Raw genomic sequence first — 26,322 nt, 5'->3', positions numbered from 1 at the left:
ATGCTCCTCCATGAAACCGTCCTTCCATTCTTCCTCAATCGTTGCTTGATTGCGATTGGCCAGGAATAAAACGCTGCAAGTTCAGCTTTCTTAAGCCACTTGCATGAATTTGGCTATCGGCGCGTGTGGCTACTTCTTCATCTTCCGATACCCTAAAACGAATCAGCCCTAAGCGCTGTCCGCCTGCCGTCATTATATCAACTCGCCACCGGCCCGTTGGATCCTCGGGGAATTGCAATTTGTGGCTCCAGGCGCGATATCCCTCCTCGCGTCCGCCATTAATATCGAGTTCGATGGAGTCGAGCAGCTCGCCGTTTTGGTGCCAATCGTGAGTAATGGTTTCGCTCAAGCCACGTGGTGCGCGAATCGCGGTATACACATAAAGGCCGCGCGATTTAAGTGCGCCGGGGGTTAATATCATCGCCCCTTCGGGTTCACGCTGCTCTTCATTAAGCGCAGGAGCGAGAGCACTCCCAGTCATCCAGAGCGTTGCCGGCGGTACCCATATCCGCCCAAGCCATCCTGCGCTTGCGAGTAAGAGCGCCAAACATCCGAATATCATCCAGTCTTGCCAGGTACGGCGTCTGAGTAAGTGAAAAAAGCTAGGAAGGCCGGTTAACACCATCACGCCGAGGGCGAGCAGCAAACTTTGCGCCGTGGTGAGCTTCAGCATGATGGGGAGCGTGACAAGGGTGACTAAGAAAACGCAGTGGGCGTGAAACACAAAGTAAGCGCTACGCCATTTCTCAGCGATTTTGTAATACAGCGGGTCGGTGATAGAAAAAATGGCCATCGCCACGACCATAAGGGCGAAAAGCGCTTGGCCGCTATGCCATACCGTGGTTGCGAGAATAAACGGAAGAGTGAAAAAGAGAGTCTCTTGGTGAACCATTTGCGTGATGAAGGTGATGACACTGCGCGGAAACGTCGGGTAGCCGCGCCGACCTAACCAGCGGCTCATCACGCCCTCAGTAAGCAAGAGCACCCAAGCGCAAAGCAGCCCTAAGGCTAGGGCAGCGCCTAGCCACTGTTGGCGGTCAATCAAAAACAAACTGCCAAGCCCCGTAGCAAAGGCTACCGGTGGCCACATCCATGTCCAGGGTTTAGCGAGTGCGACAAGACGTTCGATATGTTGTTGTAGTAGAGCAACGCGGACAGTAGAGAGCTTATGCATGGTGATTCATCATCGAAAAACATCCGTTATATTATCAGTCGCGGGGGTGAGCTCTCTTCGCCCAAAGTCAGGGCTTTACCCCGCCTTATTCATGTCGCAGGTCTGAAAATGAAGATGATCGGGTAGACCGGGCGATTGCTCGACCCGCCCTCCACAGATCCGAGCATGCGCGATTAACGCACTAGGCTCCTCAACCATCAGCTTCGCTGAAGGATTAACATGGGTGCACAATCCTCGCCTTGGGATGTAGTGGTCACCCCAACCCTCACCCACAAAAACACCAGCCTGGTCATGCTGAACCGGGCCGACTAGGTGTTGTTTAGGTGATTGGCATTTTTGCGTCATGTGGCCTCTTCCTTGGCGTCTTTTAACTCACAATATCAGCTAATGTAGTGGGTTTCTATAAGTTACATTTATTGGTTTGTGGCTCTGGGCGTCATTCACTGAGGTGGACCCAATCAGTTGGACAACCTGATGGTATCCCTAAGCTATAATCCGGTTGTTTCCCTGACTCAGGCTGCCAGAGATATGGGTTGCCCGTAGTACACCTCATCGGGCGTTTGGTAATCAAGGGTTTGGTGGTACCGGGTCTGATTGTAATGCCAGAAGTACCGGTGGAGCGCCTGCTTCAAGTGTTGTCCATCCTCGAAAGCGGCAAGGTAAACACACTCGTATTTGACGCTGCGCCAGAGCCGTTCCACGAATATATTGTCATGGTAGCAGCCCTTGCCGTCCATGCTGATCCGGATGCCATGATCTTTGAGAACGTTTGTGAAGGCCTCACTGGTGAACTGGACACCCTGATCGGTATTGAAGATCTCCGGCGCTCCATGGCGCTGTAGAGCCTCCTCCAGGACATCGACACAAAAGTCTGTGTCCATGGTGTTGGAGACCCGCCAGGACAGCACCTTGCGGCTGTACCAGTCGATGATGGCGACCAGATACATGAAGCCCCGGGCCAGCGGAATATAGCTGATATCTGTTGCCCACACCTGGTTGGGGCGGTCGATTTTCAGCCCTTTGAGCAGGTACGGATAAACCTTGTGCCCGTCGCCCGGAATGCTGGTTCTGGGGCGTGGATACACCGCCTGAATGCCCATGGTGCGCATCAGCCTCTGCACCCGCTTCCGATTGACCCGATAGCCCTGGTGCTGCAAATGGGCACGCATCTTGCGAGAGCCATAGTACGGCGTTTCCAGGTGTTGCTGATCAATCAGATACATCAGGTCCAGATCCTCCTGACATGGCTCACGAGGGACGTAGTACACCGATGAGCGGCTCAGCTTGAGCAGCTCGCACTGGCGTGAAAGACTGATTTGGGGATGACCACGCTCGATCATTGCCAACCGCTGTTGGCGGCTTACTGATCGAGCTTGCGCGACAAAAAATCGCGTTCCACCGTCAGTCGACCAATCTCACGGTACAGCTCGTCTGTGCTGGGCTCATCGGATTGCTTGCCGACCTTCTTCTTGCCTTCGAAGAGGTCGGTAGCGTTCTCCAGCAAGTCGCGCTTCCAGGTGCTGACCATGGTGGGGTGGATCTGAAAACGAGCAGCAATTTCGGATGTGGTCTGGTCGCCCTTGATGGCGGCCAGAGCGACTTTGGACTTGAATGATGCGCTGTATTGTTTGCGTTTCTTGCTCATGATTCTCCTCCTTGTGGAGATGATGAATCATAGCTTAGGCACCTGTCCAAATTTTGGGGTCCACTTCACACCTCCTCGCTGCCCCAAAGGCGTTGGACTGGGCTTAACGCCTGCTAACCCCTCTCGCCTGTAGCAAGTTGGCGGATTGCTTTGCGAAGCCATCCTAAAGAGTTTTGACTTTTTGTGTTAGTTGGCAGGGGCTTGGTCTTTAACGCTTTGCTAGCTGATTTTCAGGTCCAGCTTGAAATTACGAATGATTTTTTCATCCAAACAGCTGCGTAAAAACTGATTCATGGCGGTCATATCATTAGAGGAATAGAAGTCGAGCATCAGGGTGTTAAATTCTTGCTGACGCTTTGCTTGTACATTAATGATGGGAAAACCGTTAGCCAAAAGGATCCCATTCATCAGAAAACGACCTGTCCGTTTGTTGACGTCCCAAAAAAACTGCGCACGTGCCATTTGTAAAAATGCTGTGACTGCCTGATCGTAAACATCAGCTTCAGCATTCACTTGATACTCAACGTCAAGCCATTTTGCGTCCAACTCATCTGGTGCGGGCGGCTCATAATCTGCACCCGTAATGGAAACGTAACCAGAGCGGAATTTACCCGACTCTAATGCTTCTTCTTTCCCAGCGATATTGTGAATTTGCAAGGCGGTTGCTTTATTGAACTTAAGGAACCGCTGATCAATTCGTCTCTGAGCGGCTGAAGCGCTCAGGGCGGCATATTCACCGCGTCAGCAGTCACTTTCTGGCCACTGAAGGTGGCTTTTTTACCCTGGCAGCCGAGTTATCCTGCTGCCAGGCCAGATTCAAGACACACTGGCCCCGTCAGCATGGCTCTGGCATCGTCCAGCCAGCACCAAATTGCCGAGGGCGAACAGGGTGAACAGCTGCGCCTGGTTCTTGGCCAGCCCCTTGTAGCGAACCTTTCGGTAGCTGAAGAGGTTCTTGATGACATGAAACGGGTGCTCGACCTTGGCGCGGATGCTGGCCTTGGCCTTCTCGAATTCCAGCAGCAGCACTTTCATGGGACTGTCTTCCATCTTCTTGATGGTGCCGCGTTTGGCGGCGACACAGCACCGGGAATCCGGGTCATCCTTCTCTTCGTCCAGATGCTTCCACATACCGGTGTAACCCGCGTCGCCGTATATCCGCTTGTCATCCTCCCGGACCAGGTGGCCGGCCATGGTGACATCGGCGACGTTGGCCGAGGTGGCGGCGACACTGTGGGTCAGCCCGGTGACCGCATCGACACCGATATGGGCCTTCATGCCAAAGTAGTACTGCTTGCCCTTCCGGGTCTGCTTCATCTCCGGATCGCGTTGCTTGGCCTTGTTCTTGGTGGAAGGGGCGGCGGCCACAATGGTGGCGTCGACGATGGTGCCCTCGCGCATGAACAGGCCCTGCTCGGCCAAGTGGGCGTTGATTTCCTCAAAGATTCGCTGGGTCAGGGCATGCTTCTCCAGCAAATGGCGGAAGCGCAGCAGCGTGGTCGCATCCGGCACGCTCTCGACGGCCAGATCGATGCCGATGAAGTCGCGCATGGCTTGGCTGTCGTAGATGGCATCTTCCAATGCCTCATCGGCGAGCGCATACCACTGCTGAAGGAAGTAGATCCGCAGCATGCGCTCCAGGCCAATCGGCGGCCGGCCTCGTTTGCCTACCGAGTTCGGAAAGTAGGACGGCGCCAGTGCCTCGATCAGCCGCTGCCATGGCACCAAGGTATCCATCTGTGCCAGGAATCGCTCTCGGCGGGTGACCTTCTTCTTGTTCTGGTGCTCAGCCTGGGCGAAAGAGATCTGCTTCATCGGATGGCTCTGTCAGACGGTGGCGGAATGGTTAGATTCTACCCTATCGGTGGCGATCAGGCAGTTACAGTGGGATTTGTGCAGCGTTTCCTTAAAGTCACCTTGGCCGACCCGGTCAAAAATGAACGCCCATGCTTTAGCCTGATTAATGGCCATATTTTGATCACTGATGCGATGCCCCCTACGGTGATCCCATCAAGAATGGTCTGCACCTCAGGTAAGGTCATGGCAACACCTTCGAGATTAACAGCGTCATAAACCAAAGCTGGCAGATCCCTTTTGGCAAGTTGTTTAGCCAAAGGGATATTGGGCTTCATATTCCACCTAGTATCTGTCAATGCTGGCATGGTGATCTTCTTTAATTTCAGTAAAACTGCCCAAATCTACGCGTACAGTTGATGATGATAGTAGACGCTGGCAAACAGTGGCTACACAAAAAACCGGCCTGGCAGAGAAGTCTCTGCCAAGCCGGTGTGGTTAGCCTACCCTGCGTCTAGCTGAAGATCAGCGTTCCACGCCGATGGCGAACTCGTCGCCAGCGTCGAGCAGCCAGCGGTAGGTGTAGTCGGCGAAGCTGCGGCGGACGACCAGCTCCCAGCGGGTTTCGCTGGGGCGGCGCAGGATCACGGTGGCCTTGGCGAATACCGTGGTCACGCCCTTGCCGACCTTGAAGTGCGATGGGTGAACGTCGTAGATGACGCTTTTCATCAGTACCTCGGTGGCGCCCTCACCTTCCAGCTCAAGTAGGGTCTGGCCGCCGCTGACATCGCTGATGGCGTAGTGGGCATCGGCGAGCTCGTGGCGCAGAGCGGTTTCAAGCTCGAAGGCTTCGCCGTCGGGCACGATGACCAGCCATTCATCCGGGGATAACCACTGCACCGAGCGCTGGCCGGACTCATCCAGGGTGAGGGCTTGGGGCTCGCCGGGCAGGTTGATGCCCAGCACCTTGCGCACGGCTTCATCGAGCACGATGGCGCCGCCGCGCAGGATCAGATGCCCCTGCAGCGGGCGTTCGCGCAGCACCACGCGGCTTTGCGGGGTGACGGCAGGCGCACCGCTGTGCGCAAAGCTGTAGGCCATGGGGGTGGCGACCGGCAGGTCGGCCTCGGCACGGGTATCGAAAGTCGCGACCTTAGACATGCTGGCGCTCTCCCTTGGGGTCATAGAAAATCGGGCTGACAATTTCAGCTTCGTGAACCGTGCCATCGACGCAGGGCAGGAAGACGCTCTCGCCCATCCGCTGATGGCCGTCCTTGACGACGGCCAGCGCAAAGCCGCTCTTAAGAGTCGGGCTGTAGTAGCTTGAGGTCACGTGGCCGACCATTGGCATTGGGATATGGCGTGTTGAGGATCGCGAACGATCTGAGCGCCCTCTTCCAATACCACGCTGGGATCCTTGGGCTTCAGGCCGACAAACTGTTTGCGGTCACGGCGTGCCGTATCCGAGCGGGTCAGCGCACGCTTGCCGATCCAGGAAAATGGCTTGTCGTAGCCCACACACCACTGCATACCCAGATCTTCCGGGGTCACCGAGGCATCGGTGTCCTGGCCGACAATAATGAAGCCCTTTTCGGCGCGCAGCACGTGCATGGTTTCGGTGCCGTAGGGGTCAGGCCGTACTTCTCACCGTGCTCAAACAAGGTTTTCCAGACGTGTTCGGCGTAGTTGGCTTGAACGTTGATTTCAAAGCTCAGCTCGCCGGTGAACGAGATCCGAAAAATACGCGCCGGAACGCCCGCCACCTTGCCCGCGCGCCATTCCATAAACTTGAAGGCATCGCGGTTGAGGTCGATATCGGTCAGTTCGCTGACCAGCTTGCGGGCTTCAGGCCCGGTCACCGTCATGGTCGCCCAGTGGTCGGTGACCGAGGTGAAGTAGACATCTAGCTCTGGCCATTCGGTCTGGTGCCACAATTCCAGCCACTCCAGTACCGCCGCGGCACCGCCGGTGGTGGTGGTCATCAGGAAGTGGTTTTCACCCAGGCAGCTGGTAACACCGTCATCGGTAACCATGCCGTCGTCTTTACACATCAGGCCGTAGCGGCATTTGCCGACCGGCAGCTTGGCCCACTTGTTGGTGTAGACCCGGCCGATAAACTCACGGGCATCGGGGCCCTGGATATCGATCTTGCCCAGAGTCGAAGCGTCAAGAATACCGACCTTTTCACGCACCGCCAGGCATTCACGCTGAACGGCCTCGTGCATGCTTTCCAGCTTGCCATTCACTTTCTGTGGATAGTACCAGGGGCGCATCCACTGGCCGACTTCCTCGAATTCAGCGCCGCGTGCCACGTGCCAGTCGTGCATGGCGGTGTAACGCTCAGGGTCAAACAGGCTGCCGCAATGGCGGCCGACAATGGCGCCAAAGGTGACCGGGGTGTAGTTGGGCCGGAAAACGGTGGTGCCGACCTCGGGAATCGGCCGCTTCAAGCAGCGTGCAGCAATCGCCATGCCGTTGATATTACCCAGCTTGCCCTGATCGGTCCCAAAACCCAACGCGGTGTAGCGCTTGACGTGCTCAATCGACTCGAAACCTTCGCGTGTGGCAATCTCAATGGCAGAAGCGGTGACGTCATTTTGCAGGTCAACGAACTGCTTGGGTGCCTTGAGGGTGTCCTTTTCATGGGGCACCTGGAAAAGTGCCACCGCCTTGCCAATGCGCGGCTCATCCGTTGTCGGCAGGGTGATAGGCTCAGGGCTCATGCCCAGGGCAGCCACAGCGCGGGCGGCCACGTCAACGGCCTCAGAGAACAGCGAGCCAAGCGCATAGTTGGCATTGGCGCCGCCGCAGGCATGCACGCCTTCCACCAGGCCGGGCACAAAGCAGATCAGATCGTCGCGCCAGGTCGGGCGGGCGCCGGTGTGTGAGGCCAGGTGAATGACCGGGCTGAAACCGCCGCTGGTGGCGATGGTGTCACAGGCCAGCTCTTCCACCGCGCCGCTGACACAGAAACGCTGCAGGTCAACCTTGGCAATCCGCGCGCCGCTGACCCGGTTACTGCCCTTGGCTTCGATCACGGCACTGCCGGTGATGATGCGGATACCCAGTTCGCGGGCTTTTTCAACCAGGTCGCCGTCCGGGTTGTCGCGCACGTCGGCAATGGCGGCGACTGCATGGCCGGCCTGCTTCCAGGCAATAGCGGCACGGTAGCCGTCGTCGTTGGCGGTGGAAACCACCAGCGTTTTGCCCGGCACCACGGCATAGCGATGAATATAGGCGGTTACGGCGCTGGCCACCATATTGCCGGGAACATCGTTATTGGCGTACACCAGCGGCCGTTCATGGGCGCCAGTGGCAAGCACCACCTGACCGGCCCGCACGCGGTGCATGCGCGAGCGCACCTGGCGGCGACCGTCAACCTGCGGCGCGGTATCGGCCAGATGCTCGGTCCGACGCTCGTGCAAGGTCACAAAGTGGTGATCGTGGTAGCCGTTGGCGGTGGTGCGCGGCAGCAGGGTCACGTGCGGCATACTGGCTAGCTCTTCGACCACGCGTGCCACCCACTGCTCGGCAGGTTCGCCATCCAGAGTATAGGGCGCATCGAGCAATGAGCCGCCAAGCGCTTCCTGCTCGTCAGCGACAATGACCCGAGCACCACTGCGGGCCGCCAGCAGCGCAGTCGCCAGGCCCGCTGGGCCAGCGCCCACTACGAGGATGTCGCAATGCTGGTGAAGGTGATCGTAGATGTCGGCATCCGGCTCCATCGGGCTGCGGCCCAGGCCAGCGGCCTTACGGATGTACTTTTCATAGGTCATCCACATCGAGGCCGGGGCCATGAAGGTCTTGTAGTAGAACCCTGGCGGCATGAACTTGCCGCCAAGCTTACCAATCATGCCCATCATATCGAGCTGAACGTTCGGCCAGCCGTTGGTGCTGGCCGCGCTCAGGCCTGCATAAAGGGCCTGCTGAGTGGCGCGCACGTTGGGTACCTGAGCCGCTTCGCTCGCGCCCAGCTGAACCACCGCGTTGGGCTCGGCGGCCCCAGTGGTGACAATGCCGCGCGGACGCGAGTACTTGAAGCTGCGGTTGACGATATCAACGCCATTGGCCAGTAGCGCCGAGGCCAGGGTATCACCGGCATAGCCCTGGTAAGTCTTGCCATTAAAGGTGAAGTTCAGAGGACGGGAGCGGTCGATCTGCCCGCCTGCCTTGAGCCGGCGACCGGCAGTATCCTGATGCTGGCTCATGCGCGGACTCCTTCTTTCTGAACGCTTTCCGGGGTGGCGGTGGTGGCTGCAACGCTCTCGGCGGTCACCGAGGGCTTTTCGCCCATCTTGTAGGTTTCCAGAATCTTGTAGCTCACCGTGTGGCGGGTCACGTTGAAGAACTTGCGGCAGCCAGCAGCATGCACCCACATTTCATGGTGAACACCGCGCGGATTATCGCGGAAGAATAGGTAATCGCCCCACTCTTCGTCGCTGCAGGCCTCAGGGTCCTTGGGGCGTTCAATGTGCGCCTGGCCCTTGGGGTGAAACTCTTCTTCTTCGCGATATTCGCAGCAATATGGGCAATAAATAATGAACATGACGAAATCTCCTCAGTGCGCGACGCCGGCCGCGCCGTGTTCATCGATGAGCGCACCGCTGTGGAAGCGGTCGATGGAGAAAGGCGCTGCAATCGGATGCATCTCGCCCTTGGCAAGGCTGGCGGCAAACACATGGCCCGAACCGGGCGTGGCCTTGAAGCCGCCGGTGCCCCAGCCGCAGTTGAAGTAGAGGCCTTTGACCGGCGTCTTCGACAGGATCGGGCAGGCATCCGGGCAGGTATCTACCACACCGCCCCACTGGCGGTTCATGCGCACCCGCGAGAAGATCGGGAACATTTCCACAATGGCTTGCAGGGTGTGCTCCACCGTCGGGTAGCTACCGCGCTGGCCGTAGCCGTTGTAGCCGTCGATACCGGCACCGATAACCAGATCCCCCTTGTCCGACTGGCTGACATAGCCGTGCACATGGTTGGACATGACCACGGTATCCAGCACCGGCTTGATGGGTTCGGAGACCAGCGCCTGCAGCGGATGGGATTCCAGCGGCAGCCTGAAGCCAGCCATTCCTGCCAGCACGCCGGAGTTGCCGGCCGCTACACAGCCCACCGTTTTGGCTTCGATATCGCCGCGGTTGGTGTGCACGCCATAGATCTGGCCGTCACGGATCTTGAACCCGGTGACTTCTGTCTGCTGCAAAATATCCACGCCTAATGCATCAGCGCCGCGGGCATAGCCCCAGGCCACCGCATCATGCCGGGCTACCCCGGCGCGCGGCTGCCAGGACGCCCCCAGCACCGGGTAACGGGCATTCTTGGAGCAATCCATGATGGGGACGATTTTCTGCACGCCAGCGGTATCGAGTACTTCACTGTCGATGCCGTTGAGGCGGTTGGCGTTGACCCGGCGCTGAATGTCGCGCATGTCCTGCAGGGTATGCCCCAGGTTCATGACCCCGCGCTGGGAGAACATGACGTTATAGTTCAAATCCTGGGACAGCCCTTCCCAGAGTTTCATGGCATGTTCATAAAGGAAGGCCGATTCGTCCCACAGGTAGTTGGAACGTACGATGGTGGTGTTGCGCGCGGTATTGCCGCCGCCTAACCAGCCTTTCTCGATCACCGCGACATTGGTGATCCCGAATTCCTTGGCCAGATAGTAGGCGGTAGCCAGCCCATGGCCGCCGCCGCCGACAATAATGACGTCGTAAGCCGGTTTGGGAGTAGGGTTGCGCCACTGGCGCTGCCAGTTTTCGTGATGGCTGAGCGCATGCTTGACCAGCCCGAAGCCAGAATAGCGTTGCATGGAAGGCTCCTGAATGCGTCAGGCTTTCTGCAGGCGATTCATTCCACCCCGACAGCCCTACGTCATTATTGTTGGTGAGTAATAGGGATTTCTATAGGGCCTGTTGACGTTTCATCGCGAACCGCGTTGCTGCGCCAAAGAGCGTCAGGCAAGGCGCGACACGACGGCAATGGTGGTGCCCTTACCGAGTGGCGCAACGCCGCATGGCGTTCTTTGGCACGCAACCCGAAGGGACAGGGCCCTTTGGCGCAGCCCTTGCGTTGTTTGTCGCTGATTGGGAGCCACCCAACCACGCTCCTCACGCCTTGTTCTGCACCAAAAGGGCCTCTGTCGCGGTCGTGATGAAACGTCAACAGGCCCTAGGGTTTGATTAAAGGCGATTACGCGCGCCACGAATTGAACAAATGCGACAAAACGCATGAACATTTCAAATATTAACGACCCTGGAGCAAAACAGCTCCCAGCCGGAAGCGGCCGCTAAAGCGCTGGCTGGCCGTCCACATGCAAAAAGAAAGGGTCGACCTGATGGCCATTGGGCAGCGTTGCGTTTTTGCGCAGCTCTGAAGGGGAAGCGCCAAAACAGGCGCGAAACTGGCGGGAAAAGTGTGCGGTATCGGCAAACCCACAGCGGGCGCCAATATCAGTGACGCTCTTGCCGGTATAGTTCAACAGCCACAGGCCATAGCGCAGGCGCAGTTCACGGGCAAACTGCTGTGGGCTGACGCCCAGGGTGGCCTTGAAGCGGCGTTCCAGATTGCGCCGCGAGGTACCTACCCGCTCGGCCAGGGCATCCATGCTGATCACCTGGCCAAGATGCTGCTCAAGCACCAGTATGGCGCGCCTGACGATGCGGTCTTCCACCCGCCCAAATACCACCGGCTGGGGCTGAGGTGACGCGCCCTCACGAGCTTCATCCAGCAGCATGATATGCAGGCTTTTCATCGCCCAGGCCTTGCCGATATGCCGCTCGATCAGAAACGCCGCCAGATCCGCAGCGGCGGCCCCCCGGCGCAGGTGATGCGGTCGCCGTCATCAATGAACAGCTTATCCGCCACTGGCTCAGCGGTGGGAAAGCGTTTGGCCATTTCATGATAGTGATACCAGCTGACGCAGCAGCGTCGCCCTTTCATCAGCCCGGCCTGAATCAGCGCAAACACGCCGGTGCATAACCCTACCAGCGGGATGCCTGCATGATCGGCTTCACGCAGGTAGGCGCTGGTCGCGGCTTCAAGGGCAGCTTTGTCTTCCTGAACGCCGCCAATCACCACCAAGTAATCAAAGCGGGCAGGCGGTTGGAATGGCTGACACGCCGAGATTACCGCGCCGCAGCTGGACGCTACCGGTTCGCCGTGGGGCGTCATAAACACCCATTGAGCGCGCAGCGGGCGGCTACGATCACCCTCATCGGCCGCCAGGCGCAGGCAATCCACAAAGGCCGCAAACGGTAAGAGAGTAAAACGATGCAGCAACACAATACCTACCGACAAGGAAGGTGCATTATTGACTGCGACGCTCATTGAATCACCATGCTTGGCTCACTCCTAAAAACGCGATGCCCTGAATGGGGTCAGGTCAACATCCGTAGCCTTGCCCGCCAGCAGGTCAGCCACCAGCTTCCCGGTGGTGGCTCCCACCGTCAAGCCTAACTGGCCGTGGCCAAAGGCCATCGCCACGTTTTCCAGGGCGGGGGAACGGTCAATCACCGGTTTGGTATCCGGCAGAAAAGGCCGCCAACCGGCGCCAAACTCCATTCCGTTGGTGTTAAGCCCAGGCAATATGCCCTTGGCTTTTTCAAGTATCATCTCGGCGCGCTTGAAATTGGGCTCAGCGTGTTCACTGGCAAATTCTATCGTGCCGCCAATCTGCAGGCCACGCTCCAGAGGAATGATGCCGAAGCCGCCATCGGCATAAAAGCTAGCATGGGTCAGTTCCACACCCGGCGTGGGTAGTACCACCTGATACCCGCCCACCTTGATCAGCGGCACCTTGACACCCAGGGTGTCAAAAAATGCCTTGCTACCATTTCCGGCGGCCACCACAAGCTGTTCCGCGGGATGCCGATCACCGTTTTCCAGGGCCACCCCCACTGCGCGGCTGCCCTGGGTGTCAATCCGCGAGACGCTGCCCTGTACAAGGGTTCCGCCCTGCTCAACGAAGCTGTTGGCCAGCTCGGCAATAAAGGTTTCGGTATCACACACGGTGCGCCAGTCTTCCAGCAGCAAGCCGTGTGAAAAGCGCCCGGCCAGTGCGGGTTCTTTTTCGGCAATCTGCTCGGCATTGAGGACCTCGGAGGCAAACCCCAGCGAGCGGCGCAGCTCAACATACGTCTGCTCATGGGCAAGGCCGGCGGCGCTATCAAAAAGCTCCAGGGTTGGATGCTGGCCAATCAGGTCATCGCGGCGGCAGTTTTCCAGCAGCGGGGCGTAATCCTGAAAGGCGCGTTGAGTCAGGCTGGCCAACTCATGAGCAATGGTATTGATTCTGGACGGGCGGGCATGGGTGACAAAACGCAGCATCCAGGGCAGCAGGCCGGGCAACGCAGCAGGCCGCAAGGCCAGAGGACCTTTCTGGTCGAGCAACCAGCCAGGCACTTTCTTGATGATATCCGGCTTGGACTGGGGAATGATTTCACTGACCGCAATTTGCCCACAGCTCCACTTGGCCGTGCTGTCACCCAGTTTGGCAGGCTCTATCAGGGTCACGGCATGGCCGTCTTTTTGCAGATAAAGGGCACAACATATGCCAACAATCCCACCCCCAATGACAACCGTTTGACGGCTCAGGGTCATGACGTCTCTCCCACCGTTATTAATCTAAAAAACGTTCATCTCAAAAACGAACACCCCGCCTGCAAAAAGGGCGGGGTGTTTGCGGTTAGGTCTAACGCTAGTTCAGATGTTGGCTATTAGCCGTCTCACTAGGTATTGGAACCGGACGCTGGGCTGCTAACAGCCGCATCGGCAGCAGCACCTAACGCATCAGAGGAGGCAATGTGCTCACCCTGCTTTTCCCAGGTGGCGCGTTCTGCATCCGTTGCCTTGGGCGAGAATAGCCCTGTCTGCGCGTAGAAGATACCAATCAGCGGCGACAACCAGCAGGCAAAGGCCAGCGGGATGTATAGCAGGTTTTCGACGTTGCCTTCACCGATCCCCAGACCCAACACACTGATCACGAAGGCACCGCCCGCGTTCCAGGGAATCAGCGGCGACATCAGGGTTCCACCTTCCTCAATACCACGCGACAGGTTCAGGGTCGAGTAGCCCAGACCACGGTAGGTCGGAGCATACATACGGCCCGGCAGCGCAACAGAGAGGTAGGGGTCGCCTGCGACCAGGTTAGTCGCGAAAGAAGTAGCAATCGCAGAGGTCTGAACGCCTTTGAACGAGCGTACTTTGGCCATGATCGCTTTGATGATGGTTTCCAGGCAGCCGGTTTTTTCCAGCGCACCACCAAAACCCAGTGCAATCAGGATCAATGAAATGGTCCACATCATTGACTGGATACCGCCACGGTTAAGCAGGCTATCCATCTCTTCAACGCCGGTTTCAATCGAGTAACCGTAGTTGGCATAGGTCACAATGTCGTGCAAGCCAACGCCCTGGGTTACCATCGCCGTGAACGCACCGGCAAGCACACCGGCAAACAGGGAAGGAATCGGCGGCATTTTCATGACTGCCAGAATGATAACCAGCAATGCTGGCAGCAACAGCCAAGGCGAGATAGTGAAGTTTGCGTTCAACGACGTGGTAATGGCTTCAATGCGCTCAAAAGAAGCAGCCTGATCATCAATCATGGTGAAGCCCACCACCAGATAGATCACCAGTGCAATCAGCATGGCTGGGATAGTGGTTGGCATCATGTTTTTGATGTGCGAAAAGACGTCATTACCGGTGACGGCTGATGCCAGGTTGGTGGTGTCGGAGAGCGGGGAGATCTTGTCGCCGAAGAAAGCACCGGAAACCACTGCACCGGCTGTCCAGTAGATCGGGATATCAAAGCCAGCACCAATACCCACCAGCGCCAGGCCAACAGTACCGACTGTACCCCAAGAGGTACCCAGAGACACCGATACGACCGAACAGATCAGCATGGCGGCAGCCAGGAAGAAGGCCGGAGACAGCATCAGGAGGCCATAATAGATCAGGCTGGGAACGGTACCACTGGCGATCCAGACACCAATGATCATGCCGACCAGAATCAACACCGATACCGAGGGTAGCGAGACGTTGATAACGTGGAAGGCGCCATCTTCAATCCGCTTCCAGCGGAAGCCAAGTTTGATACCTACCAAAGAAGTGATGGCCAAGCCGATAGCCAATGGGATATGCGGAGTGAAGTCGCCAAAATAGAAAATCTGGGTACCGATAGCGATCAGCGTCAGTATGACAGGCGTCAGGGCAAGCCCGAGACCGGGTTTTTGACGAACCTTTTCTGGTTTCTCTTCCATCTTGTAAACCTCATTATTATTGAACGTGTGATGGTTTTGTATTAACGCAATCTATTAGCTGATGTATTCAGACTGGCCACAGAAACGCTTTTTAGGGGGCAAGCTGTTTCAATCTGAGGCCCGTCCCAGCTAATGATTAACGACGCCTGCAGTAACAACATTACTCTTGGCGCTGATTTTTTACATCCCCATTTCTAAAGAATACGAGGGTCGGACAGCATTCACGTGTCTATTCCGCGGGTTTTTATGTTGAATTCAGGGAAATGAAATAGAGCACTCATATAAAACCATTTAGACCTTGGTCTTGATTCGACCTTGGTATTAACTTCGTGATGCTTTATAATGCGCTGCAACAAGCCCTTTTTAGGCTTCTTGCAGGAGACCTTTATGACTCCCAACACATCAACCGCCGCGCATCTACAACGCAGCCTGCGTCAGTGCCTTGCGACAGCGGCTGAACTGCTTTATCACCACGGTCATGTGCTTGAAAGCATTACCTTGCACCATCGCGGCATTGGGCGCCGTGAACTGGCAGCCATCAGCAAGCAGGCGCCTGAATGGGCCACCTGCCAGAAAGTGCTGATCAACAGCGAAGCCGCCATTTATAATGAATACGGTTGCTTTGTGCTCACTTCCATGGGCCGTGAGCTGATGTTTGATATGTTTGGCGAAGGCGCTGCTGACTGCGCCTGACGAGGCTAGACCGATAGCGCGGAATTGAAGACCAGAACGCCACCGTTTCACAACGGTGGCGTTTTTTATTGTTCAGAAGACATTGATCGCCACCAGTACAAAGGTTGCCAGAGTCAGCAGGATACCGGCCAATACCAGACGACCATCGCGGGCGACCAATCCTAGCCCAAGTAACGTCAACGCCAGCCCGGCGCCGTTGGCCGAAAAAGGAATAAACTCCATGGGCGGCATCGCCAGGGCAATGATTAGCGCCGTCACAGCGGTGAGGCGGCTGCCCTGCTTGCCGGTCAGCCATGGCCAACGTACGCGCAGCCAGCGATCCACCCAGCGTGACGGTTTTCGGGCATGTTGTAAGCCTTTCATAAAGGTCGGTCGCGCCAACTGCCGGCGCAGTAGCCAGGCGGGAAGCCAGAACCGTCGGCGTCCGGCCAGCAGTTGCCCACCGATTAACAGGACGATGGTGGCCATCAGGGTCGGTACGCCGGGAATATCGCCAATCAGGGGCGCCAGTGTGATCAGCCCAGCCGCCAGCAGCAAGGGGCCAAAGCCGCGAAAACCGATGGCATCCACCACATCCGATACGCTGATATGCTCACTCTCCGGCGCCACCTGCTCCAGCATGTCAATCAAGCCGATAAGGCTTGAAACGCGAGGGGTATCCTGATCGTTCACTTAGTCATGCCCCTTGAGCTGTTCTTTAAGCTGCTTGGGTACCTGTTTGATAATCAGCCGATCAGCGGCCTCATCGTATTCAATACTGTTGCCGAGCAGGTGCGAGTCAAAACTGATCGACACCCCACCCGCACGACCGGTAAAACGACGAAACTGATTCAGAGTGCGCTTGTCAGGCGGTATCTCTTCTGCCAGGCCATAGTCAGCGTGGCGAATATGCTCATAGAACGCCTTGGGCTGGCGTTCATCCACCAGCGCAGATAACTCATCCAGGGTCATGGTCTCCCCGCGGCTCAGCTGGTCGGTGGCATAATCGACCAAGGCATCGGTCTTTTCGCGGCTGGCCTCTTCATCAAAGGCCTCCTTTTCGACGTAGTCGCTGAATGCCTTGAGCAGGGTACGGGTTTCCTGAGGCGCATCAAGGCCCTCGCCTACGCCCAGCCACTGGGCTACCACCTCGGCCACTTTCTGGCCACCGCGCTCTTTCAGAAAGGACACATACTGGGATTGGGCATCGCCCTGCTGCCACTGGGTCAGGTTGATGCGCGCGGCCAGGGTCAGCTGGCGGGTATTCAGCTGCACGGCAGGTATTGCATGGTGTTCAGCGTTGATACCAATGCCTTCGCGTTGATGCACCAGCGCCACCAGAAGGGTATCGGTATCCCCCTGGCGCTGGTGGGCAAACAGCAGGTAGCCCGCCACCGAAAGGTGCTCGGCCAGCGCCCTGGCCAGCTGCTCGGTCAGGTGCTGGGCCAGGGTAGTAAAGTCGCTGCCATCGGCCAGGTAGCGACGCAGCCCGCCAGCGAAGCTGGTGTCTACCTCTTCAAGGTCAGCGCTGAAACGCCCCCAGCCTTTGGGTTTGGTGTTGTAGGTATCATTCAGGGTAGTCACCAGGGCTTCCATGACATCACTGCCCTGGGGATGCACGTCACCTGCCGATACAATGTCCAGCCGCGCGCCATCCAGGGCAGGTTCCAGGCGATGAACAATACTTTGCAATAATGGCATAGGCGTTCGGGTTTCCTTAACAGCGGTATTAGGGCTTCAGCCGATAGCCGGTGCGGAATATCCAGGCAATCATCGCCAGACAGCCGACCAGAAAGAGCGAAATCACCACGACACTGGCCACGACGCTCACATCGCTGATGCCATAAAAACTCCAGCGAAACCCACTGACCAGATAGACCACAGGGTTCAACAGGGTTACCCCCTGCCAGAAAGGTGGCAGCATATCGATGGAATAGAAGCTGCCGCCCAGAAAGGTCAGGGGCGTAATCACCAGAAGCGGCACCAGCTGCAGTTTGTCAAAACCGTCCGCCCAGATGCCAATAATGAATCCCAGCATACTGAAGGTCAGCGCCGTCAGTACCAGAAACAGCAGCATCCACACAGGGTGAGCCACCTCTAGCGGTACAAAGAAATTTGAAGTCAGCAGAATGAGCAAACCTAATAGCACTGACTTTGACGCTGCCGCTCCCACATAACCAATCACGATTTCAAGATAGGAAATCGGCGCTGACAGCAGTTCATAGATACTGCCGGAGAACTTGGGAAAGAAAATCCCGAACGAGGCGTTGGAGACACTCTGGGTCAGCAGCATCAACATGATCAGACCCGGCACGATAAAGGCGCCGTAACTGATGCCGCCAATTTCTTCAATCCGCGAGCCAATGGCGGCGCCGAACACAACAAAATACAGCGACGTGGAAATAACCGGGGATACAATGCTTTGCAACAGCGTACGCCGGGTTCGTGCCATTTCCGACATATAGATGGCACGGACAGGGTAGAGATTCATGCGCGCTCCTTGACCAGATCAACGAAAATATCTTCCAGCGAGCTTTGTCGGGTGTGCAGATCCTTGACGCCAATGCCAGCGGCTTCCAGGGCGCGCAGCAGGGTCGAAATACCGCTGCTGTCGCGCTGTTTGGAGGAGCTTTCATAGCTGTAGATCAGTTCTTCCCCCGTGTCGCTAAGCGCCAGCTCAAATGTCGCCAGGGAGTCAGGAATGCTGTCCAGGGGGTCGAAAAGCTGCAGCGTCAACTGCTTACGGCCCAGTTTTTCGATCAGGGCATTGGTTTCTTCCACCAGTATCACTTCACCGTTATTGATGACGCCGATCCGGTCGGCCATCTCTTCGGCTTCCTCGATGTAGTGGGTGGTGAGAATAATCGTCACGCCCTGATCGCGCAGCTCGCGCACCACCTCCCACATCTCACGGCGCAGCTCGACGTCAACACCGGCGGTCGGTTCGTCCAGAAACAGGATGCGCGGTTCGTGGGAAAGCGCCTTGGCAATCAGCACCCGGCGCTTCATTCCACCTGACAGGGTCATCAGGCGGTTATGGCGCTTGTCCCATAAGGTCAGTGACTTGAGCACCCGTTCGATATGCTTGGGGTTGGGCGGTTTGCCAAACAGGCCGCGGCTAAAGCTCACCGTATTCCATACGGTTTCAAACGCCTCGTTGGTCAGCTCCTGGGGCACCAGCCCGATTCGCTCACGAGCATCCCGGTACTGTTTGACGTTATCAAACCCATCCACCCAGACAGTGCCCCGCGTGGGCGATGCCAGCCCACAGACCACGCTGATCAGGGTAGTTTTACCGGCGCCATTAGGCCCGAGCAGCGCAAAGATCTCGCCCCGCTCGATGCTCAAATCCACCTGCCGCAATGCCTGAAAGCTACCCACGTCTTCCTTACCTGAACCGCTTTTACCAGCATAGATCTTGTCGAGGCCTTCAATGCGAATGATCGGGTCGCTCACTGCCTACTCCTTGCTGTGTAAAAAAGACAGGCTTGCTGGCATGTGCTAACTGCAAATAGGCCAGCAAGTCAGTTGCTGGCCTATTGTACTGGACACAGACAGGTTTCCCTAAACGCGATAGCACTCTCTGCGCTGGCAGAGCAAAGGGCAATGCTGTTTATATCCCCCGGCCAGCCACAGGCAGGTCACAGTATCGCCTTTTTCAACCTGGGTCTGTGGGGGTATGACGGCCAGCGCATCGGCATCAATGCAGGAAGACAGCACCCCGGAATTCTGATCATCGAAGGCCTCGGCGCTCACCCCGGAAGACGAGAACAACAGCCTGACGCGCATATAATGCTGGCGTGGCCCGGTCGAGGTAGCAAAACCGGCCTTGGCAGTGATTTCCGGCAGCGACTGCAGGACCGGGCAGGCCAGCAAGGCACCGACCAACGGGCGCAGAAACAGCCAGGCGCCCACATAGCCTGACACCGGATTGCCCGGCAGGCCGACAAAATGTGCCTGGCCTTTACGACTGGGCAGCTGCCCCAGCGCCAGCGGTTTGCCCGGGCGAATCGCCAGCCGCCATAGCGTCAGCTTGCCCAGTTCCTCCAGAGCAGTCTTGACATGATCCTCCTCGCCAACGCTTACTCCGCCGGTGCTGACCACCAGATCCGCCTGTTCGGCGGCTTTTTGCAGCTGTTCACGGGTGCCTTGCGGGTCATCCGGCACGCTGACCAGGCTGACCACCTCAGCGCCGAAAGTTTCCAGCAGGCGTTTGAGCATGGGGCGGTTGGAGTTATACAGCTGTCCGGCCTTGAGCGGCGTTCCCGGGTCGATGATTTCATCGCCGGTGGATAAAAGCGCTACCCGCGGGCGGCGAACGACCTGCACCTCGGTCACTCCTTGCCCGGCCAGGTGCCCAAGCGCAGCCGCCTCCAGCCGCGTTCCGGCACGTAGTAGCGTCTGCCCGGCGCGTACGTCGCGGCCGCGTCGGCGGATATTATCACCCATGGGGATATCGGCAGGCAGCAAGGCGTGTTCGCCCTGGCGCTCCACACGCTCCTGCATCACCACGCAATCCGCCCCCGGTGGAATCTCGCTGCCTGTAAAGATCCGCGCACAGGTGCCAGGCATTAGCGGTTTCACGGCAGAACCCGCCGCAATCCGCTGGCTAATCAGCAGCTGCTGGCCCGCCTCAGCGGCGCGCAGGGCATAGCCGTCCATGGCGCTGTTATCAAAGGGCGGCACGTCCAGCTGCGCCTTCACATCTTCCGCCAGCACCCGCCCGGCGGCGTCAGTCAAGGCTACCTGCTCAGTGTCCAGCGCACGGGCATCCTGCAGTAATGCCTTCAGGGCCGTTTCTATCGGTGCCAACTCAGCCATGCTGGCCTCGCTCGGGGATGACCAGATTGGCGAAGTTACACGGCTTGTGACGGCTATCCAGCTGCTCGGCGAGAATACCGTCCCAGCCGGTGCGGCAGGCGCCGGTAGAGCCAGGCAGGCAGAAGATGACGGTGGCATTGGCCAACCCAGCCAGGCAGCGACTCTGGATCGTTGAGCTGCCGATTTCCTCGCCGCTGAGCAGGCGGAAACGCTCGCCAAAGCCTTCTATGCGCTTGTCAAACAGCACGGACATTGCTTCCGGGGTGGAGTCACGGCCAGTAAAGCCGGTGCCGCCGGTGGAGATAATCACCTGCACTTCAGGATCAGCGATCCAGGCGGAGACCACGGCACGGATCTGATAGATATCATCCACTACGATACGTTTGTCGACCAACCGGTGGCCAGCGCTGGTGGCGCGCTCTACCAGCGCCTGACCGCTGCGGTCGGTGTCTTCAGTGCGGGTATCCGAAACGGTCAATACCGCCACTCCCAGGGGAATCATTGGCTCACTCATGGTCGCTATGCCTCCTGGCTGCCGCTGGCTTTCTTGTTTGCCTGACGTGCTTCAAAGGCGGCCAGCTGTTCGGGGGTAGCAGGTGCCTGGTAATGTTCCTTCCATTCGCTATAGGGCATGCCGTAAACGTAGTCACGGGCGGCGTCATAATCCAGCTCGGCGCCCTTTTCCTCAGCGGCTGCCACCAGCCATTTGGACAGGCAGTTACGGCAGAAATCGGCCAGAATCATCAGGTCGATATTCTGCACGTCCTTGTTGTCGTCCAGGTGGGTTAACAGGCGGCGAAAGGCGGCGGCTTCAAGCTCTGTGCGTGTTGCCGGGTCGAGTTCATCAAAGGCTGGCATGATCTTTCCTCTCATTCAATGGGCTTGTCGCAACTGCCGACAGCATAACAAAAGACACCGCCCGAAGGCGGTGTCTTTTGTTATCAGAGCAGTTAAAAATCAGTTAGAGAGCGGTGACGTATCACCGCTTTCACATCGCTAGCCGGAGCTTGATGGCGCGCTGTCTGTACCTGCGCTACCGGCACTTTTCTGCGCAGCGATTTCGTCTTCCGTCAGCGCCTGATCCTTGACTTCTTCATACCAGAGATTGTGGTGCTCTTTCGCCCAGGTTTCGTCCACGTAGCCGGTTGTCATACCTTCCAGTGCCCCTTCAGTACCCAAGGTGCCGATATAGATATGGCCTAATGAGACGGCTGTCAGCCCCAGGGCACCCACCGCATGAATCAGGTTTGCCCACTGCATGGTATCGCGGCCCTGATTGAAGTTGGGGAAGTCGAGTACAAAGCCACTGGCCACGACCAGCAAACCCACTGACGCCAGCAGCCAGTACCAGGCTTTTTCACCGCCGTTGCAGAACCCGGCGTCGACATGTTCCTTACCGAACAGGCCACCGCCTTTCTTGAACCATTCAAGATCATGCTTTTTGGGCATGTTTTCCTTGATCATGCTGATCAACAGAATAACGAGCAGCACACCAAAGATTGGCCCGAGGTAGTTGTGCAGCACCTTAGAGGTGGACACCATCCACGCCCAGGCTCCATCACCCAACAGGCTGCGAAATACAAACTTGCCAAACAGCAGGTTAAGGCCAGTGAGCGCCAGGACGATAAACAACGAAGCAACCGTCCAATGCAACGAGCGCATCAACAGCGACCAGCGAAACAGCTTGCGACCTGTGCGCGGCTCCTCCAGATATTTGCGCCCAATGATGATGTAAAACAGCGCAATGGCTGCTGCCATACCCCCGATGGCGATCAAGCCGAACGGTGAGACCCAGCGGTTACGCCACTGGCGCCAGGTTTCACCGCTTGAGTTGACGAGGTTGTAGTTGCTGTCAAAGCGCGTATCACGGTAGTTGGGGCCAGTTTCGCCGCTGCGCACCTGGCGCCATTGATCAGCATCAATGCCCGGCGCCGCCGTGACCATTTCACTTTCCGAGGTGGACTGTGCACTGGCCAGCGACGCCATGCCCAGGCTTGCCAGCAGCATCAGCGTGACACACAGCCAGCGCCACAGGCCCGTTTTGTTATGAGTCATGACAAGCCTCCTTACCCTTTGCGGGCGGCGTCATAGGCGAGGTCATCAGCACTGGCCTGAGGGTTGCCTGACCAGGCACCGTCCGGATGGCCACGCTGAACCACACGCTGGCGGAAGATATCGGCCACTTCCTGAGCATCACCGGCCAGCAGCGCCTTGGTGGAACACATTTCTGCACATAGCGGCAGCTTGCCTTCGGCAATGCGGTTGGCGCCGTATTTCTCGTACTCTTCTTCCTTGGTTTCCGCCGGGCCACCGGCACAGAAGGTGCACTTGTCCATCTTGCCGCGCTCGCCAAAGGCGTTCTGCTGCGGGAACTGGGGCGCGCCAAAGGGGCAGGCATACAGGCAGTAACCACAGCCGATACACAGGTCTTTATCGTGCAGGACAATGCCGTCATCGGTCTTATAGAAGCAGTCGGTCGGGCAGACGGCCATACACGGCGCGTCGTCACAATGCATACAGGCTACCGAGATCGACATCTCGTCGGCTTCACCATCATTCAGGGTAACCACGCGGCGGCGCTGAATGCCCCACTCGACGTCGTTGGCATTCTTACAGGCGGTGACACAGCCGTTGCACTCGATGCAGCGTTCGGCGTCACACATGAATTTCATTTGTGCCATGATGTTTCTCCTCGCACGGCGCGGGGTTTACCCGCGCCGCTTGGCTGTCAGTCAGGGTGTCAGGCGCGCTCAAGGCGGCACAGTGTGCATTTGGTTTCTTGCATCTGCGTCACGGTGTCGTAGCCGTAGGTGGTCGCCGTATTGGCCGCTTCACCCAATACATAGGGGGCGGTTCCATCCGGGTAGCGGTCATGCAGGCTTTCACCCTGGAACATGCCACCGAAGTGGAACGGCATGAACACCACCTCACGCGCCACGCGGGGGTCACCAGGGCTTTCACCTTGACGCGCCCGCCTTCGGCACCCTCCACCCAGACCATGTCGCCATCACGGATACCGTGATCATTGGCCAGTGCCGGGTTGATCTCGACAAACATTTCCTGCTGCAGCTCAGCAAGCCACGACATGGAACGGGTTTCTTCCCCACCGCCTTCGTATTCCACCAGGCGTCCCGAGGTCAGGATGATCGGGTAACGGTCGCTGTTGTCGTTTTCCTGAATGCTCTTGTAAAGAGTAGGCAGGCGATAATGCGAGGCCACGTCGTCCCAGGTCGGGTAATCCTCAACCAGATCGCGGCGGCTGGTATAAAGCGGCTCGCGGTGCTTGGGAATCGGATCCGGGAAAGTCCACACATTACAGCGCGCCTTGGCATTACCAAAGGGCGCACAGCCATGGGCAATGGCAACCCGTTGAATACCACCGGACAGGTCAGTTTTCCAGTTCTTGCCGTCGGCGGCGGTTTTTTCTGCTTCGGTCAGGTCATCCCACCAGCCCAGATCCTTGAGCATCTGGGCGGTAAACTCAGGGTAGCCATCTTCGATATCAGAACCGGCACTGAAGGAGCCGTCCGCGAGGAGATTGTCACCGTCACGTTCAACCCCGAAGCGGGCACGGAAGGTCAGCCCGCCTTCAGCTACCGGCTTGCTGGTGTCGTACAGAATCGGCGTACCGGGATGGCCCATTTCAGCGGTGCCCCAGCAGGGCCACGGCAGGCCGTAGTAATCGCCATCCGCTGGGCCACCTTCCGCCTTGAGGTCGCGGAAGCTGAAGGTGTGCCAGTTCTTCTGGTGTTCCTTCAGGCGCTCCGGGCTCTGGCCGGTGTAGCCGACCGTCCACATGCCAGCATTGAACTCACGGGTAATATCTTCAGTCACCGGGCGGTTGTTCTCGACGCGAATGTTCTTGAACAGCTCGTTGGCAAAGCCGAGCTTCTGCGCCAGCAGGTACATGATTTCATGATCGGGTTTGGACTCGAACAGCGGCTCGATAACCTGATCGCGCCACTGGATAGAGCGGTTAGTGGCGGTCACACTGCCGGTGGTTTCAAACTGGGTAGCCGCGGGCAGCAGGTAGACGCCATCGGTGCGGTCGTGCATGACGCCTGCCACGGTCGGATAAGGGTCGACGATGACCATCATTTCCAGCTGCTTCATGGCCTGCTGCATTTCCGTGCCACGGGTCTGGGAGTTGACCGCGTGGCCCCAGTAGAACATCGCCTTCAGCTTGGAACGCTGGGAGATGTTTTCATCTTCTTCCAGCACGCCGTCGATCCAGCGCGAGACGGTAATCCCACTGGAATGCATCGGCTTGCCATCGGTGTACTCGGTCTGGTCAAAGCGGCTCTGCAGCCACTCGTAGTCCAGCCCCCAAACGCCAGCCCAGTGGCGCCAGGCACCTTCAGAAAGGCCGTAATAGCCAGGCAGCGAGTGGGACATCAAGCCAAGATCGGTGGCGCCCTGAACGTTGTCATGGCCACGGAAGATGTTGGCACCGCCACCGGATTTACCGATATTGCCCAGCGCCAGCTCCAGAATGCAGTAAGCGCGAGTGTTGTTGTTGCCCGTGGTGTGCTGGGTGCCGCCCATACACCAGACAATGCAGCCCGGGCGGTTATCCGCCAGACGCTTGGCCGTGTCAAACATGGCCGCTTCGGGTACGCCGGTAATCCGCTCAACTTCGGAAGGTGTGAAATTAGCCACTTCAGCGCGCACTTCATCCAGCGCATAGACGCGCTGGTCAATGTACTCGCGGTCTTCCCAACCATTTTCAAAGATGTGCCACAAAAGGCCCCAGATAAAGGCCACATCCGAGCCTGGGCGAATACGCACAAAGCTGTCTGCCTTGGCCGCCGTGCGGGTGAAGCGCGGGTCGACCACGATAATCTGGGCGTGGCTGCGCTCCTTGGCCAGCAGGATATGCTGCATGGCCACCGGATGGGCTTCGCTGGGGTTGGAGCCGATAAACATGATCGACTTGGAGTTCTGGATATCATTGAGCGAGTTGGTCATCGCCCCATAACCCCAGGTATTGGCCACCCCTGCCACTGTGGTGGAGTGGCAGATACGCGCCTGGTGGTCAGTGTTGTTGGTACCGGCCAGGGCAGCAAACTTGCGCATCAGGTAGGCCTGTTCGTTATTGAACTTGGCCGAACCCAACCAGTAGATGCTGTCGGGGCTGTACTGTTCAGACAGCTCCAGCACCTTGCTGCCGATTTCTTCGATAGCATCTTCCCAGCTCAGCCGCTGCCACTCGCCATCCACCAACTTCATGGGATATTTCAGACGACGGCTGGAATGGCCGTGCTGACGCAGCGCCGCACCCTTGGCACAGTGGGCGCCGCGGTTGATGGGATGGTCAAAGGCAGGCTCCTGCTTGGTCCAGATACCTTCCTGAACTTCGGCATAAACACCACAGCCCACTGAACAGTGGGAGCAGACCGTGCGCTTGGTTTCAACGGGGGAATCCAGCACTGGGGTCTTATCGGCAGACTCAGCGCGCTGCATCATCGGCGCGCCCATAAAGCCAGCAGCGGCAATACCGCCGGTCGCGGCACCGCTGCGCTTCAGGAACTGGCGGCGGCTGATACCCAGCCCGCTCGCCTTGGTGTTAGTTTTGCGAGTTAAACGCATGGCAGTTCTCCTGGCGGTGGCCGGTTAATCACGCAGGGTCGCGTAGAAGGCGCGAATATGCTCGGTTTCACGGTAGTTGAGCGAAGGTGCTTCACTGCGAGCAGGCGTTTCCTTGGCATTGGCCAGGGTCACATGACCTACCGCTGCTGCGGCACCGGCCGCCGCTGTACCTAAACCCACCGTTTTCATGAAACGACGCCGCTCAGGGTTTTGGGCGCTGCCATCACTCGGGTTAACGGGACTTGATGTGGACATCGGGGCTCTCCTCTCTGCACGGATCAGGTGTTGTCGGCCACAGGAGAATACGTTCTGATGCAGCCGATGCCTGATATTTTTATATAGTCCGGTCTTACTCGGCGGGCGAGACGATC

Annotated in this window: 24 protein-coding genes and 1 pseudogene; 1 reads left to right on the top strand and 24 read right to left on the bottom strand. The window is 57.8% G+C overall.

The genetic code is table 11. The annotated features are described in order from the left end of the window. Positions 1–34: 34 nt before the first annotated feature. The 13 genes and pseudogenes from HLB35_RS13005 to nhaC all read right to left on the bottom strand — a co-directional run bounded on the left by HLB35_RS13005 (position 35) and on the right by nhaC (position 14,869). Positions 35–1,174, bottom strand: coding sequence for a DUF5924 family protein (locus tag HLB35_RS13005; RefSeq protein ID WP_171702910.1), 1,140 nt, complete (start codon positions 1,172–1,174; stop codon positions 35–37). A gap of 512 nt (positions 1,175–1,686) precedes the next feature. After that, positions 1,687–2,819, bottom strand: a protein-coding gene (locus HLB35_RS13000) for an IS3 family transposase (protein ID WP_171702909.1) whose coding sequence is annotated in 2 segments (ribosomal slippage) — positions 1,687–2,549 and positions 2,549–2,819 — 1,134 coding nt in all. Because the reading frame shifts where the segments join, the coding sequence is not laid out codon by codon here. Positions 2,820–3,038: 219 nt separating this feature from the next. Then, entirely contained in the window at positions 3,039–3,515 is a 477-nt protein-coding gene (locus HLB35_RS12995) for a Fic family protein (protein ID WP_328731931.1), read from the bottom strand. 120 nt (positions 3,516–3,635) lie between these two features. Next, positions 3,636–4,634, bottom strand: coding sequence for an IS5 family transposase (locus tag HLB35_RS12990; protein ID WP_171702908.1), 999 nt, complete (start codon positions 4,632–4,634; stop codon positions 3,636–3,638). 56 nt (positions 4,635–4,690) lie between these two features. Beyond that, the gene (locus HLB35_RS12985) at positions 4,691–4,981 is read right to left on the bottom strand and encodes a hypothetical protein (protein ID WP_216601528.1); all 291 of its coding nucleotides are present in this window, start codon (positions 4,979–4,981) and stop codon (positions 4,691–4,693) included. A gap of 157 nt (positions 4,982–5,138) precedes the next feature. Continuing rightward, positions 5,139–5,774, bottom strand: a complete 636-nt coding sequence (locus HLB35_RS12980) for a sarcosine oxidase subunit gamma (protein ID WP_171702907.1) — start codon at positions 5,772–5,774, stop codon at positions 5,139–5,141. Further along, positions 5,767–8,821: pseudogene (locus HLB35_RS12975) on the bottom strand (sarcosine oxidase subunit alpha family protein). The gene HLB35_RS12980 and the pseudogene HLB35_RS12975 overlap by 8 nt, the downstream one beginning before the upstream one ends. Next, entirely contained in the window at positions 8,818–9,159 is a 342-nt protein-coding gene (locus HLB35_RS12970) for a sarcosine oxidase subunit delta (RefSeq protein ID WP_171702906.1), read from the bottom strand. The pseudogene HLB35_RS12975 and the gene HLB35_RS12970 overlap by 4 nt, the downstream one beginning before the upstream one ends. A 12-nt stretch (positions 9,160–9,171) precedes the next feature. After that, positions 9,172–10,422 carry a sarcosine oxidase subunit beta family protein gene (locus tag HLB35_RS12965; RefSeq protein WP_171702905.1) on the bottom strand — a complete coding sequence of 417 codons (1,251 nt, stop codon included), beginning with the start codon at positions 10,420–10,422 and terminating at the stop codon, positions 9,172–9,174. Between the two features lie 477 nt (positions 10,423–10,899). Next, the gene (locus tag HLB35_RS17455) at positions 10,900–11,364 is read right to left on the bottom strand and encodes a helix-turn-helix domain-containing protein (RefSeq protein ID WP_235937188.1); all 465 of its coding nucleotides are present in this window, start codon (positions 11,362–11,364) and stop codon (positions 10,900–10,902) included. 29 nt (positions 11,365–11,393) lie between these two features. After that, on the bottom strand, positions 11,394–11,939 hold the full coding sequence (locus HLB35_RS17450) for a GlxA family transcriptional regulator (RefSeq protein ID WP_235937187.1): 546 nt from the start codon (positions 11,937–11,939) through the stop codon (positions 11,394–11,396). A gap of 24 nt (positions 11,940–11,963) precedes the next feature. Beyond that, on the bottom strand, positions 11,964–13,211 hold the full coding sequence (locus tag HLB35_RS12955; RefSeq protein ID WP_171702904.1) for an NAD(P)/FAD-dependent oxidoreductase: 1,248 nt from the start codon (positions 13,209–13,211) through the stop codon (positions 11,964–11,966). A gap of 128 nt (positions 13,212–13,339) precedes the next feature. Beyond that, entirely contained in the window at positions 13,340–14,869 is a 1,530-nt protein-coding gene (nhaC, locus tag HLB35_RS12950; RefSeq protein ID WP_171702903.1) for a Na+/H+ antiporter NhaC, read from the bottom strand. 387 nt (positions 14,870–15,256) lie between these two features. Between nhaC and HLB35_RS12945 the strand changes: the two genes are divergently transcribed. Beyond that, the gene (locus HLB35_RS12945) at positions 15,257–15,562 is read left to right on the top strand and encodes a hypothetical protein (protein ID WP_171702902.1); all 306 of its coding nucleotides are present in this window, start codon (positions 15,257–15,259) and stop codon (positions 15,560–15,562) included. A gap of 72 nt (positions 15,563–15,634) precedes the next feature. On the opposite strand, the gene HLB35_RS12940 is transcribed toward HLB35_RS12945, so the two are convergent. From HLB35_RS12940 to HLB35_RS12890, 11 genes are all read right to left on the bottom strand, one after another. After that, positions 15,635–16,234, bottom strand: coding sequence for an exopolysaccharide biosynthesis protein (locus tag HLB35_RS12940; protein WP_328731850.1), 600 nt, complete (start codon positions 16,232–16,234; stop codon positions 15,635–15,637). Continuing rightward, on the bottom strand, positions 16,235–17,242 hold the full coding sequence (locus tag HLB35_RS12935; protein WP_171702901.1) for a nucleoid-associated protein: 1,008 nt from the start codon (positions 17,240–17,242) through the stop codon (positions 16,235–16,237). It abuts the gene before it with no gap. A gap of 28 nt (positions 17,243–17,270) precedes the next feature. Beyond that, positions 17,271–18,032 carry an ABC transporter permease gene (locus HLB35_RS12930; RefSeq protein WP_171702900.1) on the bottom strand — a complete coding sequence of 254 codons (762 nt, stop codon included), beginning with the start codon at positions 18,030–18,032 and terminating at the stop codon, positions 17,271–17,273. Then, a complete protein-coding gene (locus HLB35_RS12925) occupies positions 18,029–18,997 on the bottom strand; it encodes an ATP-binding cassette domain-containing protein (RefSeq protein WP_171702899.1) in 969 nt (322 codons plus the stop codon). The genes HLB35_RS12930 and HLB35_RS12925 overlap by 4 nt, the downstream gene beginning before the upstream one ends. A 108-nt stretch (positions 18,998–19,105) precedes the next feature. Continuing rightward, entirely contained in the window at positions 19,106–20,362 is a 1,257-nt protein-coding gene (locus HLB35_RS12920) for a molybdopterin molybdotransferase MoeA (RefSeq protein WP_171702898.1), read from the bottom strand. Then, a complete protein-coding gene (gene moaB, locus HLB35_RS12915) occupies positions 20,355–20,876 on the bottom strand; it encodes a molybdenum cofactor biosynthesis protein B (protein WP_171702897.1) in 522 nt (173 codons plus the stop codon). The genes HLB35_RS12920 and moaB overlap by 8 nt, the downstream gene beginning before the upstream one ends. A gap of 5 nt (positions 20,877–20,881) precedes the next feature. Continuing rightward, a complete protein-coding gene (locus HLB35_RS12910; RefSeq protein WP_171702896.1) occupies positions 20,882–21,220 on the bottom strand; it encodes a DUF1244 domain-containing protein in 339 nt (112 codons plus the stop codon). 138 nt (positions 21,221–21,358) lie between these two features. Further along, complete coding sequence (locus HLB35_RS12905; RefSeq protein WP_171702895.1) at positions 21,359–22,417, bottom strand: formate dehydrogenase subunit gamma; 1,059 nt, start codon at positions 22,415–22,417, stop codon at positions 21,359–21,361. A gap of 11 nt (positions 22,418–22,428) precedes the next feature. Then, positions 22,429–23,043 carry a formate dehydrogenase FDH3 subunit beta gene (fdh3B, locus tag HLB35_RS12900; RefSeq protein WP_171702894.1) on the bottom strand — a complete coding sequence of 205 codons (615 nt, stop codon included), beginning with the start codon at positions 23,041–23,043 and terminating at the stop codon, positions 22,429–22,431. Between the two features lie 109 nt (positions 23,044–23,152). Further along, positions 23,153–25,951 (bottom strand): molybdopterin-dependent oxidoreductase, encoded by a 2,799-nt coding sequence (locus tag HLB35_RS12895; RefSeq protein WP_235937186.1) that lies wholly within the window; start codon positions 25,949–25,951, stop codon positions 23,153–23,155. A 24-nt stretch (positions 25,952–25,975) separates the two neighbouring features. Further along, positions 25,976–26,206, bottom strand: coding sequence for a twin-arginine translocation signal domain-containing protein (locus tag HLB35_RS12890; RefSeq protein WP_171702893.1), 231 nt, complete (start codon positions 26,204–26,206; stop codon positions 25,976–25,978). Positions 26,207–26,322: the final 116 nt, after the last annotated feature.

The organism is Vreelandella azerica (assembly GCF_013112225.1).
GTDB classification, from domain to species: Bacteria; Pseudomonadota; Gammaproteobacteria; order Pseudomonadales; family Halomonadaceae; genus Vreelandella; species Vreelandella azerica.
The sequence above is the reverse complement of the archived record's forward strand: the minus strand, read 5'-3'. Positions and strand labels throughout refer to the sequence as shown.

Excerpts from the sequence above, each read along its gene's own strand:
- HLB35_RS13005 (WP_171702910.1), bottom strand. The coding sequence starts at position 1,174 with ATGCATAAGCTCTCTACTGTCCGCGTTGCTCTACTACAACAACATATC.
- HLB35_RS12990 (WP_171702908.1), bottom strand. The coding sequence starts at position 4,634 with ATGAAGCAGATCTCTTTCGCCCAGGCTGAGCACCAGAACAAGAAGAAG.
- HLB35_RS12985 (WP_216601528.1), bottom strand. The coding sequence starts at position 4,981 with ATGCCAGCATTGACAGATACTAGGTGGAATATGAAGCCCAATATCCCT.
- HLB35_RS12980 (WP_171702907.1), bottom strand. The coding sequence starts at position 5,774 with ATGTCTAAGGTCGCGACTTTCGATACCCGTGCCGAGGCCGACCTGCCG.
- HLB35_RS12970 (WP_171702906.1), bottom strand. The coding sequence starts at position 9,159 with ATGTTCATTATTTATTGCCCATATTGCTGCGAATATCGCGAAGAAGAA.
- HLB35_RS12965 (WP_171702905.1), bottom strand. The coding sequence starts at position 10,422 with ATGCAACGCTATTCTGGCTTCGGGCTGGTCAAGCATGCGCTCAGCCAT.
- HLB35_RS17455 (WP_235937188.1), bottom strand. The coding sequence starts at position 11,364 with ATGAAAAGCCTGCATATCATGCTGCTGGATGAAGCTCGTGAGGGCGCG.
- HLB35_RS17450 (WP_235937187.1), bottom strand. The coding sequence starts at position 11,939 with ATGAGCGTCGCAGTCAATAATGCACCTTCCTTGTCGGTAGGTATTGTG.
- HLB35_RS12955 (WP_171702904.1), bottom strand. The coding sequence starts at position 13,211 with ATGACCCTGAGCCGTCAAACGGTTGTCATTGGGGGTGGGATTGTTGGC.
- nhaC (WP_171702903.1), bottom strand. The coding sequence starts at position 14,869 with ATGGAAGAGAAACCAGAAAAGGTTCGTCAAAAACCCGGTCTCGGGCTT.
- HLB35_RS12945 (WP_171702902.1), top strand. The coding sequence starts at position 15,257 with ATGACTCCCAACACATCAACCGCCGCGCATCTACAACGCAGCCTGCGT.
- HLB35_RS12935 (WP_171702901.1), bottom strand. The coding sequence starts at position 17,242 with ATGCCATTATTGCAAAGTATTGTTCATCGCCTGGAACCTGCCCTGGAT.
- HLB35_RS12930 (WP_171702900.1), bottom strand. The coding sequence starts at position 18,032 with ATGAATCTCTACCCTGTCCGTGCCATCTATATGTCGGAAATGGCACGA.
- HLB35_RS12920 (WP_171702898.1), bottom strand. The coding sequence starts at position 20,362 with ATGGCTGAGTTGGCACCGATAGAAACGGCCCTGAAGGCATTACTGCAG.
- moaB (WP_171702897.1), bottom strand. The coding sequence starts at position 20,876 with ATGAGTGAGCCAATGATTCCCCTGGGAGTGGCGGTATTGACCGTTTCG.
- HLB35_RS12910 (WP_171702896.1), bottom strand. The coding sequence starts at position 21,220 with ATGCCAGCCTTTGATGAACTCGACCCGGCAACACGCACAGAGCTTGAA.
- HLB35_RS12905 (WP_171702895.1), bottom strand. The coding sequence starts at position 22,417 with ATGACTCATAACAAAACGGGCCTGTGGCGCTGGCTGTGTGTCACGCTG.
- fdh3B (WP_171702894.1), bottom strand. The coding sequence starts at position 23,043 with ATGGCACAAATGAAATTCATGTGTGACGCCGAACGCTGCATCGAGTGC.
- HLB35_RS12895 (WP_235937186.1), bottom strand. The coding sequence starts at position 25,951 with ATGCGTTTAACTCGCAAAACTAACACCAAGGCGAGCGGGCTGGGTATC.
- HLB35_RS12890 (WP_171702893.1), bottom strand. The coding sequence starts at position 26,206 with ATGTCCACATCAAGTCCCGTTAACCCGAGTGATGGCAGCGCCCAAAAC.